Below are 12,223 nucleotides of genomic sequence, written 5' to 3' on the forward strand. Positions count from 1 at the left end.
AACTAGAGAAAAATTTCAGCAATGACAGCAGAACCAACGAAAGTACCCAGGTTAGACATTAAGGATACTAAAATTATCCGCCAACCAAGCTTCCTGAACTCAGCTAAATCTCGTGCTATTGATAAACCGGCCAAAGTTAACATTGGTGTTATGATAAACAATGTACTTATACTTCCGGTAAATGATAAAATATATTTTTCCCATGGGCACCATGGCGAAGTAATCAACATTGCAATTAAAGAAACTATGCAAACAGATGGGATTTTTCCTCTTAATAAGAAATACATACAATCCCCGATCATTGAAATAATTACCAGAAGTAAACACCCCACAACCATTGTCAATGATACCTGATGTGATCCGATAAACCCTGAAAGTAAGGACAGAACCGCTGTCATGCCCCAGGCCAGTATTTTCCATCTCCATGGCAGTTTAGTGTTTCCCTGCAGGAGATTATCACTTAACTGGCTACTCTTTTCATCTATACGGCTAGTCCGCCCTAATATAGGCTCAAGAAATTTATAGGTGAAAATAGCGAGCGGCAATGAAATAAATAGAGTAAAATATGTCCCGAAAGTACTGGTTATGAGATTAGATGCTGCAGCCAGTGCCATAATATCTTGAGCACTTTTCGCATCTAATTGTGCTGCAATTGTTCCTGAAGCAGCAGCCATCATACTTCCTGAACCCACTCCGGACGCCATGGCAAGGGATCGGGGGTCGAATAAGTGCAGGCCGGTCATAACACCTGCCACAATTGAAATAAAAACAGAACCTAGTAAAGTGCCTGTAATATATTCAGCCATCACTCCTCTACCTTCAGGAGAGTTCATCCCATATCTTTCACTAATAATTGCTAAATTAGGTTCACGCCCGACAGAGAAGGTTGCTCCAATTGCCTCCCGTTTGATACCCAACAATAAAGCTAATGGCATCCCAAGTATGATAGTCCCCAGAAAATGACCAACTTCCTGAAATAAAAGAGCCCATCCTGCTGAAATGATCACAGGAATTTCCTGCCCTACTACCAATCCGAGTTTGGCCGTAAAAAAAAGTAATGCTGGCTGTAATAATTCAGATGCCAGATTTTGGTGCTCTGTTCTGATAAATAAAGGATATTTAAATTTGTTACCTGCAATTCCAATCAATGCACCTGCGATCAGAGCCCAAATCATAGGGAGGAGCATGAATTTAATACTAAGAATATTAAAAACAACAGGACCTATGAATTCAGAGATAACAAGAACCACAACTGCCCAACAAAAAAGAACAAGTGAAGTTGAAAAATGCTTAGAAGAATTTAATCCACCACAAACCAAATGAGTCATTTACTCCCCCCCGACCTAGGTCGTCGCGTTATATTCGTAGCGTACGTTAATAAGATTTAACGTTTATAAAAGCTACGTGAGAGGATAATAAATAACAATCAAACCAGGAAATTCGTTTGTTGCCAAAATCAGAACACAAGTAAAACCATAAGGTAATATTATAAATAAAATAAAAAAGAGGGTTCCATCCCTGACCAAATCACCTTTCTTACGCAGAAATACAAAAATGAACGGAGTTAATTTTGTTTTTATGTTTTAGCATGGCATTTATTAAAGACATAAACACTCATACATAAGAATAAAGTCTTATAATTTACTGAGAAGATTACTTACCAGTGCCTGCCAGATAGCAATACCATCTTCTATAATATTATCGTTAAAATCATAATACGGGCTGTGCAATGGATGATGAGTGCTCGCATCTTCTTCCCGGGCTCCTAACCAAAAATAAGCCCCTTTACAGCTCTCCAGCATGTAAGAGAAATCTTCAGAGGCCATAGATGGATGTATATTCCAGCGAACCCGAGACTCACCACGCGCCATGATCACCGCTTTACGGACGTTATCTGCTTCTTTGCTGTGATTAAGTGTTACGGGATACCCCCGGGTAAAACAGAAATGCGTACTGACCTCTCCTTGTTTTTCTACTGAAGCTACTGTTTTACTTATTAAATTTTCAATCACTTCACGCGTTTCTGGTTGCAGGCATCGTACCGTGCCACGGAGGACAACCTTCTCAGGTAATATATTGTATGCATCCCCGGCATGTATCTGAGTAATACTCAGCACGGCATTTGATAACGGCGATAACTGGCGCGAAACAATCGTATTCAACCGCAGAACCAGCTCAGCTGCAACCAATATGCTATCTGTCCCGCACTCAGGCATCGCTGCATGGCATCCCTTACCTGTGATTGTTATATCGAAGGTATCCAGCGAAGCCATCATCGCGCCTTCATTGATGCCGGCATAACCGACATCGAGACCTGGCCAGTTATGCAAACTATAGATGCTGTCCATCGGGAAGTCAGTAAACAGACCATCGTCAATCATCGCTTTCGCCCCGGCAAGCCCTTCTTCCGCTGGCTGGAAAATAAAATATAGCGTGCCATGAAAATCCAGCGTTTCACTCAACAATTTTGCGGTAGCCAGTAATATGGCCGTATGTCCATCATGACCACACGCATGCATACATCCTGGCGTCAGGGAGCGATGAGAAATACTCCCTAACTCGTCAAGGGGCAGGGCATCAATATCAGCCCTGAGACCCACGGATGGCCCCTGACCATGACGAAGCGTACCTACAACACCGGTCCCCCCTATCCCGACCTTCACTTCCAGACCAAAACTTTTCAGTAACTCAGCAATTCTTGCTGATGTCCGGTATTCCTCATAGGCAAGTTCAGGGTTAGCATGAAATTCATGTCTCCAGGAAATTGCCTCGGCAATAAGTTCTGTGGGGATTGTCATGGGTTTATTTCTCCTGTGCCCCGTAGCCGAAATTAACCAGTGGGTTTTCGGCAGTTTCTACCCAAACACTTTTAACCTCACTATACTCCCGTAAGGCTTCAAGCCCGGAAGAACGCCCGTATCCACTCTCGCCGTATCCTCCGAAAGGTGAACTGACATTGATAGTTTTATAACCGTTAATCCAGAAAGTCCCTGCTTTAATTTGCTTCGCAACACGATGAGCCCGACCGACATCCTTCGTCCATACAGCCCCGGCCAGACCAAAACGGCTTTCGTTAGCGATTCGGATAGCATCGGCTTCATCCTTAAAAGGGATTGCAACAACGACTGGCCCAAAAATTTCTTCCTGTGCGACATACATGTCATTGTGCCCTGTCAGAATCGTTGGATTAATATAGAATCCCTCAGAGTCCGGTACCGGAACAGTAAATTCTCCGGCAACTACAGCGCCTTCATTTTTGGCTTTATTAAGCATATTACAGACATGCTTATATTGCTTTTCGTTATTAATCGGGCCAATCTGAGTCTCAGAGTCTTCCGGATTACCGACTTTAAATTTTGCAGAGGCTGTCGCCATATCTGCTACAAACATATGATAAATATTTTCCTGGATAAGTAACCGGGAGCCGGAAACACAACTCTGTCCTGCCCCACCAAAAATGGCTCCCTGGGCTCCGCGCAATGCTTTATCCCAATCTGCATCATCAAAAATAATATTGGCCGATTTCCCCCCTAGTTCGAGCACCGCAGGAATACAGCGTTGCGCTGCGGCTACAGCAATATGACGTCCGGTAGCAGGAGAACCGACAAAGACAACCTTACGGATAGGCGCTTTTGCAATGAGTGACTGGCCTATAGTATGTCCATATCCTGCAACAATATTGACCAGGCCTTTTGGTGCGCCAGCCCTTTCGATCAGAATGCCCAGTACCAAAGAGGTTAAACATGTGAGCTCTGACGGCTTAAGGATCACCGCATTCCCTGCAGCAATTGCAGGTGCTATCTGCCAGCCCGCTGTAAACACAGGAGCGTTCCAGGGAGTGATTTGCAGAACCGTCCCCAGAGGTTCATAAGTGACATAATTAAGATGTGTGGTAGGTACAGGAATCACTTCTCCATGGAGTTTATCTGTCCAGCCGGCATAATATTCAAACATCTCTGCGACTTTCTGTACTTCACCGATAGCATCCCTGACCGGCTTGTTTGAAGCAATGGCTTCAATTTCAGCGATATTGGCAGCTTCCTTACGAACCTCCGCTCCAATCTGATACATTATCCGCCCCCGGGCCTGAGCGGTCAGCGCCCACCAGGCGGTACCGGCATTTTTTGTGGCATCAGCGAGTTGAGGGATTAATGCTTCATCTGCATCACGGTATGAGTAAAGTTCACTACCATCATGCGCTTTCCGGACTCTGATTATTTCACCGTTACCACGAATAAATTGACCACCCACTAAACTGGCAACACCGCATTCTGCTGGTAAGTAATAGGCAAGTAGTTTCTGAAGTCTTTCATTATTCATTAGGTTATTCTCCACGGGAAAATAGACTTTCGTCTGTTTGGGTGACGATATAATTGAAGTCTTCATTATCCGGAATAGTGGCAATACTTTTATGCCATTGCTGACCGACAAAAGAAGATAGCGGTAAATGAAGGTCTAACTGTTCAGCCAGCGTGTTTGCCAGCCCGACATCTTTACGCATCAACGCCATTGTGAATCCTGAATTATAAGCTTTATTCAGGATCCATTTTTCAAACGATACTTTGCTGACCGAACTACTCCCCGAACCGGCATTGATACCGTTCAACACTTTTTGCGGATCGACCCCGGCTTTTGCTGCCATCGAGAGGGCTTCTGCCGTAGCAATAAGATGAGTCGCACAAAGCAAATTATTGGCAATTTTTGCAACATTACCTGCCCCGCAACTGCCAATATGAATTTGAGTACTGCTCATTGCCTTTAAAACCGGCATAATTTTAGTCAGTTGTTCTTCTTCTGCCCCAATAACCATTGCCATCGTTCCGGCGGCCGCACCTGCCGGACCGCCGGAGACAGGCGCATCAACGAACCCTATCCCTTTTTCTTTGAGGCAGGAGGCTACCCGCCGACTGACTTCCGGGGTAGAAGTCGTTGTGTCGATGACAATTAAGCCTGGCTGACCATAAGTGCCAATCCCGCCATCCTTCAGACAAACAGCTTCAACATGCTCAGATTTAGGTAAGGAAAGGATGACAATACTGACTTGTTTTAATAATGTTTCACAGCTATCAACACAAGAAACCCCCTTCTCCTGCAGACGGCCTCTTGCCTGTTCAGATAGATCGTAACCAATGACAGAAAAACCTTTTTTATGCAGTGTGGATGCCATACCTGCACCCATATTACCTAATCCAATGACGCCGGTATTTTCGGACATAATTCCCCCTGTTTATAAATATTCATGAAATTCGAAAATGACATTACCTGTCCATTCCGGAGCAACCACGATGCTGCCATTAACCGTCGCGAAGGGTATATTTTGTAACGTCAATATCTCCTTAAGCACATCGGGTGTTTTCGTGCTCATAGAGATAGCTATCCCGTGAGGCTCATTAGATTTTCCGGAAGGTAAGGGAATGCCCGGGTAGTAATGTTCTACTGTCGCTGCATTCATCGCACGAAGAATTCCGCATCCGGTATCAGCAGTCAGAACCCCGTCATCTAAAGTGACGCGGTCTCCGTAAATAGCCCGCCACCGCCCGGACAGCTCGGAAGGTTCTGCCAGGTAGGTCACTGCCGTGATGCCATTGACGCCATTCGGGTGGTTCTGCCAGCCAGGTACCCATATAAGTTCAGGTCTATGTTGCTGACAGATAAAGTTTGAGGCATCCGGCAACTCTGGATCGACAAACAGTCCCAGCGAAACCACTGCTTCATCAGGAGTCCCGTCCGGAAGAGTCATTTTGCGTCGAAAATCGATCCTCCCTTGCCCTTTTAATCCCTGATTGCGGAGAAATTCATCATCGGCGTTGGCATTTTTACTATGTAGAGCAACAAGATAAATTCCTTCCTGATCCCGGGAGAGGAAAGAGTCCAGCTGGCGTCCGAAACAAAATCCATCAACCGCATTCGTTCCGAATTTAGCAGGGTCATCAACACCGATAAGTTCAATAAAATTATCCGGAAACATCATAAGCGATGTCACCGTACCCCATGGGTGATAACTGACGGGAGAAGGTGCAAATCCCATTTTCATATACCCTTCAAGCGCACTCGCATGGTCTTTGACGGTAACCAAAGGATGATCGATACCGAAACGTTTCTGGTTCGGGGCTGTCATGAGAATTCCTTATTTTTAACTGTCTTTGATGTAAGAGTATTCAGCTCATCCGGGACTGCTCCCAGCACTTTACCGGGACACCCGGCGACAATAACTTTTGCGGGAACCGTTTTCGTGACGACTGCATTTGCAGCAACTATCGCGCCTTCTCCGATTTCAATGTTGCCCAGCACCGACGCGCCAGCACATAGCAAAGCGCCCCTTCTTATTTTTGGATGCCTGTCACCTGCTTCTCTGAGCGTGCTGCCCAAAGTAACACCATGCCAGATGCTGACATCATCTTCGACGATGGCCGTTTCACCGATCACAATCCCTATCCCATGGTCAATAAATAACCCGGCGCCTAAGACTGCGGCAGGATGAATATCAATATTCATTTGCAAGGCAATCCAACTCTGTACCAAAGCTGCGCTACGAATATCCCCTGTCAGATAAATACAGTGAGAAATACGTTGTGCTGCCGCTGCGATTATTCCACGGGAAGTTAATAACCCGGTTAATTCATCCGGACATGCAGGATTAACGGTAACTAATTTTAAAATATCTTTTTCAGTGGCCTGGTAAATTGAAGGGTTTGCAGCGAGAACTTCTGAGAACCAGCTTTCAATATCAATCTGACGAACTTGTTTACCCAAATTTTCTGCTACATGGAATGCCAGAGCATCATTGAAATCGTCAAAATCGAGAATGTAAGAATTGAGGTAATCAGACAGTCGTGGATTAATGCTTAACATTCCTACAGCTTGTTCCCGAATTAAATCCCATAACATATCATCAAACCTCTCAGATAAAAGTTAACCACACTATAGACTTCAGTGTTAATTTCATACAATATTCACAAATTCTATAATTTGTTGCGTTTAAGGCAACACAGATAAGGGGTGTTATGAGCGGAATCAATGACCACAGAATTAAATACTTGTTCGAAGCTGTCAGGCTTAAAAGTGTGAGAGCAGCGGCTGACTATCTGAACGTAGCGCCATCGGCAGTTAGCCGCCAAATCTCACAATTGGAACAGGAGTTATTTACACCATTAATCGAACGACATCGCAGAGGAATAAACCCGACAGAGGCGGGAGAAAGGCTATTAGAATATCATCATCAGCATGTTGCACAGCAGGAATTGCTACTGGATTCATTACAATCATTGCGCGGGCTACACTCCGGAAGCATTACACTGGCGATTGGAGAGGGATATATCGACAGTGTATCTACCATAATCTCTGCATTTTCGTGCCGCTATCCTGGTATACGTATTCAGGTTGAAGTCTGCGGAAGTAATGAGGTTATCCGGGCTATCGCAGAAGATGAAGCCCATATCGGTATTCTCTTTAACCCCGCTCGCGATACAAAGCTCCGCTCTCACCAATCATTTATCCATCCGTTATGCGTTATCGCGCATCCTGAACATCCGATAGCATCTGTAAATGAACGGATTGAAATGCATACCCTGACACAATACAGAATTGCACTGACAAGGGTTTCACATGGTATCCGGCAGATAGTCACTGTCGTTGAGGAAGACACTGGTATTAGTCTTGATCCGACCCTGGTATGTAATAACCTTATGTTGCTGAAAACCTATGCCAGAGATGGCGGGCTCACCCTGTTACCCAGCTTTATGGTCGAAAAAGAAGTGGCGGATAAACAACTTGTTGCATTGCCATTACATCATAACTTTTTCTCCGCAACGGAAACCCACATTGTCACGCGACTCGGACGACAGTTGGGGAGTGGTGTAAACAAATTACTGCAACAGATACTCAGCACGCTGTTCAAGGGATGACTCTTACCCATGCCAGGCCAAGGGGTAAGGTGCGTTCTGATTATAGCAACAATAATCTGAATAGAAACTATCACGGAATATCCGAACACATGGTATCCTTCACTTACATTATAATTAAATATAAACACCCTCTATTTAAAATAAAGGGTGCGAATGCGTTTAAATAAAATAAAAAATATAAAGATGATGCACCAAAATAAACTATAAATCACCATTTAAGTGCAATATAAAAAGTTATCAGACATAAAACAAAACCAAAGAAAACAAATAAACCACCCTCAGTTAAACTTTAAGAAAAACAAAAAACCTTAGAACTCAATAAGTAGACACAAAATAACACAACCACCTTGGCGTTAATTACTTATATTACTAACCAATTAATCATACCTGGCTTATATCTTGCTTTAGAAACCCCCTGTCAGTAACTGATACCTTACTTATATAAAACACATTGACTCAATAACCGATAAGCAGGAGATGTATTTCTATGCAACAAGGTGAACTAAAACGCGGACTAAAAGGGCGTCACCTTAGTCTTATGGCTTTGGGGGCAGCCATTGGTGTCGGATTGTTTCTTGGATCTGCCACTGCGATAAAAATAGCAGGCCCTTCAATACTGATCGGCTACCTGGTTGGCGGCCTGGCTATTTTTATTGTCATGCGGGCTCTCGGTGAAATGGCAATCACTAACCCTGTATCAGGTTCTTTTAGCCGCTACGCCAGGAATTTCCTGGGTCCACTGACGGGTTACCTTACCGGCTGGACATACTGGTTTATGTGGATAGTCACCTGTATGGCGGAAATTACTGCTGTCGGGATTTATATGCATGTATGGTTTCCCGATGTGGCTAACTGGATTTGGGCATGTTCGGCTCTCATTATTATGGCCAGCGTTAACTATTTCTCAGTAAAATTTTACGGCGAATTTGAATTCTGGTTCGCCATGATAAAAATTGTCACCATTGTATTAATGATCATTTCTGGTCTGGGTGCGATTATTTTCGGATTAGGAAATCATGGTATTGCTACCGGTATCCATAACTTATGGCTTCACGGTGGCATTTTTCCGGCAGGAGTGAGTGGCCTCCTGATGGCCCTGCCGCTCGTCCTGTTCTCATACGGCGGTATTGAGATGTTAGGAATTGCAGCAGGAGAGGCTAAAGAACCCGAGAAATCAATAAGTAAAGCTGTTAATACCGTTTTCTGGCGTATCCTTATTTTCTATGTCGGCGCTTTATTTATCATAATGTCTATTTATCCCTGGAATGAACTTGGTACTCAGGGCAGTCCTTTTGTGATGACTTTTGAAAAAATGGGTATACCTTCAGCTGCCGGAATCATTAATTTTGTCGTGATTACTGCTGCGCTCTCGTCCTGTAATAGCGGTATTTTCAGCACAGGTCGTATGCTGTTAAATCTTTCAGAACAAGGTCATGCACTAGCAGTATTCAAAAAGATTAACAAGCGAGGTATCCCGGTGCCTGCGATTACTTTTTCTGTAATCATGCTGCTTATCGGAGTAGCACTCAATTACCTCGCCCCCAGGGAAGTCTTTGTCTGGTTAAGCGCGGTATCTACCTTTGCCTCTATCTGGACCTGGATCATCATCCTGTTCTCTCAGCTCAGGTTTCGTGCCGGACTTTCCGCTCAGGATAAGGCAAAAACTCTTCTACTGGTTCCTTTATATCCACTTAGCTCCATACTGGCACTGCTGTTTATGTTTGGTGTATTAATTATCATGTTAATGCAACCTGAATTACGCGGGGCAGTCGTTGTCGGGTTGGGATGGATCGGTATGCTAACTCTTTTCTATTATTTATTTGGCTATAATCGTCAGCCTGCTCTTCACAGAGAGATAACACAGAGAGCCAGCAGTCACTAACAGTTACAGTGTCCTCTCATAAGGTGCCTCATCACATTCCCGCAATTGCACGCTTATGCGGGAGGCAACTTACGGCAAAGAGGCCATCGGAACTCACTTCCGAATGCCGGTAATAAATGACCTCCATGGTCGTTATTACCGGCAAATACATCGGGATGAATATCTCCCCCCGCGGCTATTGCGGTTCTATATTGCCCCGGCCGCAGTGTCTGCCGCAGGCACAGGTTGAGGACGCTCCCGTTTTTTACTGAGTAACACCATTCCGAACAGTAACATCAGAAACACAATACCGGAGATGGCGAAAAACACGGTCCGGTAACCTGCGTTATCAAACAGGATCCCGATCGGCGCAGACAGGAAAATAATCCCTATGGAACTGGCAATCTGGAATCCCACCAGAAAGATCGTCGAAGAGAGCCGTTTATCAAAATTGGCGACGCTGTATTTGAACACAGCAATCACACACAGCGGCACTTCTATCGCATGCAATAACTTCACCAGCGAAATAATATAAGGGTTAACAAACAGCGCGCAGGACAGGATCCGCAGCATCATAATCACCACCCCCAGCAGTAACGCATTCTTAGGGCCAACGCGGTTCACAAAGAAGGGGACCACCAGCATACAAAGTGCTTCCAGAATGACCTGGAACGAGTTGAGATAGCCGTAAACACGTGTGCCGACATCATGAGATTCAAACAGGCCGGCATAAAAGACCGGGAACAGTTGCTGGTCATAGATATTATAAAAAGACCAGGTCCCGACAATAAACAGCACGAAGATCCAGAAATTACGATCTTTAAACACCGCGAGGAAATCCTCTTTTTTTACGCGGCCTTCCCCGGTCGTCACACAATGCTGAGGCTGAAATTTCGCCCGGGAATTGATCGCTATAAACGCGAGACCGAATAACGACACCAGCCAGAAATTGATATGAGGATTAATACTGAAAAAGATACCGGCAAAAAATGCCCCGACGGCATAACCGAAAGACCCCCAGGCACGGGCAGTCCCGTATTCGAAGTGAAAACTGCGGGCCATTTTCTCGGTGAAGCTGTCCAGCAGACCACTACCGGCCAGATACCCCAGCCCGAAAAAGAGTGACCCCAGCATCAGGCCCGCCGAAAAGTGGCTACGCAGCAGCGGCTCATAAATATAAATCATAAACGGCCCGGTCAGGATCAGCACGATCCCCATACACCAGATCAGCGTTTTCTTCAGGCCGAGTTTGTCCTGAATAATGCCGTAGACCACCATAAACAGCATACTGGTGAACTGATTAACGGAGTACAGCGTCCCTAATTCAGTGCCTGTCAGCCCCAGGTGACCTTTCAGCCAGATGGCATACAGCGACCACCATAATGACCAGGAAATAAAAAAGAGAAATGAGTAACCGGAAGCAACACGGTAGTATGCATTTCTGAAGGGAATATTCAGCGTCATAATCACCTGCCTGTCGTTAATGAAATGGAAATCCTGTCCATGGGAAGCGCGGTTTTCCTGTTACTTTCCCTGAGCCAATGCCTGTCGGCGGGGCAGTGCCGTCATCGCCCCCTTTGCTGTTACCGCCAGCGCACCACACCACTGGGCCTGGTCGATCATTTGTTGTAATTCTTCTTCATTCTCCGGAAAGCCTTTTGCCGCCAGCCAGGCCAGTAAGCCGGCCACAAAGGCATCCCCTGCACCGGTACTGTCGATACAGGTCACCGGCATGCCCGGGAAATGACGGACGTTCCCCCGGCAGAAAACCTCAACCCCTTCGCCTCCCCGGGTGACCAGTAACAAGCGGATATCATTTCCGGTCGCCAGCGTGCGGATAACCTGATCGCTGAGCGGCTCTCCGGTGATAAAGGTGAGTTCTTCTTCTGAAAGTTTGACGACATCGGCAAGCTGCAGCGCCTGTTGCAGGCACTGGTGTAATCGTCGGGTATCCGGCCAGAGATCCTGGCGAATATTCGGGTCAAAACTGACAAAGCCGCCGGCATGCCGTTGTGCTGACATCGCGGCCAATGCACTACTCCGCGAGGGTTCAGCCGATAAGGCAATCGAACAGAGATGTAACCATTCACCGCGATGCCATCGGGGCAGATCGGTTTTTTCCAGCATCAGATCAGCGGACGGACGAACCATAAAGGTGAATGACCGTTCACCCTGTTCAAGCGACACCAGTACGGTCGACGTCCGGTGCCATTTATCCTTAGTCAGGTAAGCGGTATCCACGCCCTCTGCCATCAGTGTCCTTTGCATCAGCGCACCAAAAGGATCACTCCCCACCCGGCCGATAAAGCCACTGCGGCCACCCAGCCTGGCGATACCGACAGCCACATTGGCCGGTGCTCCTCCGGGGCACGGCAGTAGCCGGCCATCGGCCTCCGGTAACAGATCCACCACCGCATCCCCTAACACCCACACATTAACTGACATGTTTTTATCCTGT

General features: G+C 45.9%; 10 protein-coding genes. 2 read left to right on the forward strand and 8 right to left on the reverse strand.

Features of this window, described 5'->3' with window-relative positions; translation table 11 throughout:
• Positions 1 to 2 precede the first annotated feature (2 nt).
• The 6 genes from GTPT_RS00510 to GTPT_RS00535 all read right to left on the reverse strand — a co-directional run bounded on the left by GTPT_RS00510 (position 3) and on the right by GTPT_RS00535 (position 6,888).
• Positions 3 to 1,328 carry a DUF3100 domain-containing protein gene (locus GTPT_RS00510; RefSeq protein WP_029991081.1) on the reverse strand — a complete coding sequence of 442 codons (1,326 nt, stop codon included), beginning with the start codon at positions 1,326 to 1,328 and terminating at the stop codon, positions 3 to 5.
• 306 nt (positions 1,329 to 1,634) lie between these two features.
• Positions 1,635 to 2,798 carry an amidohydrolase gene (locus GTPT_RS00515; RefSeq protein ID WP_029989610.1) on the reverse strand — a complete coding sequence of 388 codons (1,164 nt, stop codon included), beginning with the start codon at positions 2,796 to 2,798 and terminating at the stop codon, positions 1,635 to 1,637.
• Positions 2,799 to 2,802: 4 nt separating this feature from the next.
• Positions 2,803 to 4,320 (reverse strand): aldehyde dehydrogenase family protein, encoded by a 1,518-nt coding sequence (locus tag GTPT_RS00520; protein ID WP_029989611.1) that lies wholly within the window; start codon positions 4,318 to 4,320, stop codon positions 2,803 to 2,805.
• Positions 4,321 to 4,324: 4 nt separating this feature from the next.
• Positions 4,325 to 5,215 carry an NAD(P)-dependent oxidoreductase gene (locus tag GTPT_RS00525; protein ID WP_029989613.1) on the reverse strand — a complete coding sequence of 297 codons (891 nt, stop codon included), beginning with the start codon at positions 5,213 to 5,215 and terminating at the stop codon, positions 4,325 to 4,327.
• A gap of 12 nt (positions 5,216 to 5,227) precedes the next feature.
• Positions 5,228 to 6,118, reverse strand: coding sequence for a VOC family protein (locus GTPT_RS00530; protein WP_029989615.1), 891 nt, complete (start codon positions 6,116 to 6,118; stop codon positions 5,228 to 5,230).
• Positions 6,115 to 6,888: a serine acetyltransferase domain-containing protein gene (locus tag GTPT_RS00535; RefSeq protein ID WP_029989617.1), complete on the reverse strand. Its 774-nt coding sequence runs from the start codon at positions 6,886 to 6,888 to the stop codon at positions 6,115 to 6,117. The genes GTPT_RS00530 and GTPT_RS00535 overlap by 4 nt, the downstream gene beginning before the upstream one ends.
• A 116-nt stretch (positions 6,889 to 7,004) precedes the next feature.
• Here GTPT_RS00535 and GTPT_RS00540 point away from each other — a divergent pair, with 116 nt between their 5' ends.
• Together GTPT_RS00540 and GTPT_RS00545 are read left to right on the forward strand one after the other, a co-directional pair.
• Complete coding sequence (locus tag GTPT_RS00540; RefSeq protein WP_029989619.1) at positions 7,005 to 7,904, forward strand: LysR family transcriptional regulator; 900 nt, start codon at positions 7,005 to 7,007, stop codon at positions 7,902 to 7,904.
• Positions 7,905 to 8,391: 487 nt separating this feature from the next.
• Positions 8,392 to 9,786, forward strand: coding sequence for an amino acid permease (locus GTPT_RS00545; RefSeq protein WP_029989620.1), 1,395 nt, complete (start codon positions 8,392 to 8,394; stop codon positions 9,784 to 9,786).
• A gap of 186 nt (positions 9,787 to 9,972) precedes the next feature.
• Here the strand turns inward: GTPT_RS00545 and GTPT_RS00550 are convergent, their stop codons facing one another.
• Positions 9,973 to 11,229 carry an MFS transporter gene (locus tag GTPT_RS00550; protein ID WP_025903943.1) on the reverse strand — a complete coding sequence of 419 codons (1,257 nt, stop codon included), beginning with the start codon at positions 11,227 to 11,229 and terminating at the stop codon, positions 9,973 to 9,975.
• 60 nt (positions 11,230 to 11,289) lie between these two features.
• On the reverse strand, positions 11,290 to 12,210 hold the full coding sequence (locus tag GTPT_RS00555) for an aminoimidazole riboside kinase (RefSeq protein WP_025903942.1): 921 nt from the start codon (positions 12,208 to 12,210) through the stop codon (positions 11,290 to 11,292).
• Between the last annotated feature and the right edge of the window lie 13 nt (positions 12,211 to 12,223).

The organism is Tatumella ptyseos ATCC 33301 (genome assembly GCF_000735525.1).
GTDB classification, from domain to species: domain Bacteria; phylum Pseudomonadota; class Gammaproteobacteria; order Enterobacterales; family Enterobacteriaceae; genus Tatumella; species Tatumella ptyseos.

Excerpts from the sequence above, each read along its gene's own strand:
- GTPT_RS00530 (WP_029989615.1), bottom strand. The coding sequence starts at position 6,118 with ATGACAGCCCCGAACCAGAAACGTTTCGGTATCGATCATCCTTTGGTT.
- GTPT_RS00515 (WP_029989610.1), bottom strand. The coding sequence starts at position 2,798 with ATGACAATCCCCACAGAACTTATTGCCGAGGCAATTTCCTGGAGACAT.
- GTPT_RS00535 (WP_029989617.1), bottom strand. The coding sequence starts at position 6,888 with ATGTTATGGGATTTAATTCGGGAACAAGCTGTAGGAATGTTAAGCATT.
- GTPT_RS00510 (WP_029991081.1), bottom strand. The coding sequence starts at position 1,328 with ATGACTCATTTGGTTTGTGGTGGATTAAATTCTTCTAAGCATTTTTCA.
- GTPT_RS00545 (WP_029989620.1), top strand. The coding sequence starts at position 8,392 with ATGCAACAAGGTGAACTAAAACGCGGACTAAAAGGGCGTCACCTTAGT.
- GTPT_RS00550 (WP_025903943.1), bottom strand. The coding sequence starts at position 11,229 with ATGACGCTGAATATTCCCTTCAGAAATGCATACTACCGTGTTGCTTCC.
- GTPT_RS00525 (WP_029989613.1), bottom strand. The coding sequence starts at position 5,215 with ATGTCCGAAAATACCGGCGTCATTGGATTAGGTAATATGGGTGCAGGT.
- GTPT_RS00520 (WP_029989611.1), bottom strand. The coding sequence starts at position 4,320 with ATGAATAATGAAAGACTTCAGAAACTACTTGCCTATTACTTACCAGCA.
- GTPT_RS00540 (WP_029989619.1), top strand. The coding sequence starts at position 7,005 with ATGAGCGGAATCAATGACCACAGAATTAAATACTTGTTCGAAGCTGTC.
- GTPT_RS00555 (WP_025903942.1), bottom strand. The coding sequence starts at position 12,210 with ATGTCAGTTAATGTGTGGGTGTTAGGGGATGCGGTGGTGGATCTGTTA.